The organism is Rhodosalinus sp. K401, assembly GCF_041365735.1.
Classification (GTDB): domain Bacteria; phylum Pseudomonadota; class Alphaproteobacteria; order Rhodobacterales; family Rhodobacteraceae; genus Rhodosalinus.
In genome coordinates, this window is the sequence record NZ_JBGFSI010000060.1 from 1 (window position 1) to 404 (window position 404).

The following is a 404-nucleotide window of genomic DNA, read 5'->3' on the forward strand; positions in this document are numbered from 1 at the left end:
ACCGACGTACTGCCAGAATTCGGTGGTGACACCTACGGTTCTGACAACTTCATGCAGCAGCGTGGTAACGGCTTCGCGACCTACCGTAACACTGACTTCTTCGGTCTGGTTGACGGCCTGAACTTTGCTGTTCAGTACCAGGGTAAAAACGGCAACCCATCTGGTGAAGGCTTTACTAGTGGCGTAACTAACAACGGTCGTGACGCACTGCGTCAAAACGGCGACGGCGTCGGCGGTTCTATCACTTATGATTACGAAGGTTTCGGTATCGGTGGTGCGATCTCCAGCTCCAAACGTACTGATGCTCAGAACACCGCTGCTTACATCGGTAACGGCGACCGTGCTGAAACCTACACTGGTGGTCTGAAATACGACGCTAACAACATCTACCTGGCTGCTCAGTA

The 404-nt window shown here is 52.7% G+C and carries 1 pseudogene; it reads left to right on the forward strand.

Annotation, left to right across the window (positions count from 1 at the left end):
- Positions 1 to 404, forward strand: a pseudogene (ompC, locus tag AB6A66_RS17530) (porin OmpC); the annotation flags it as partial.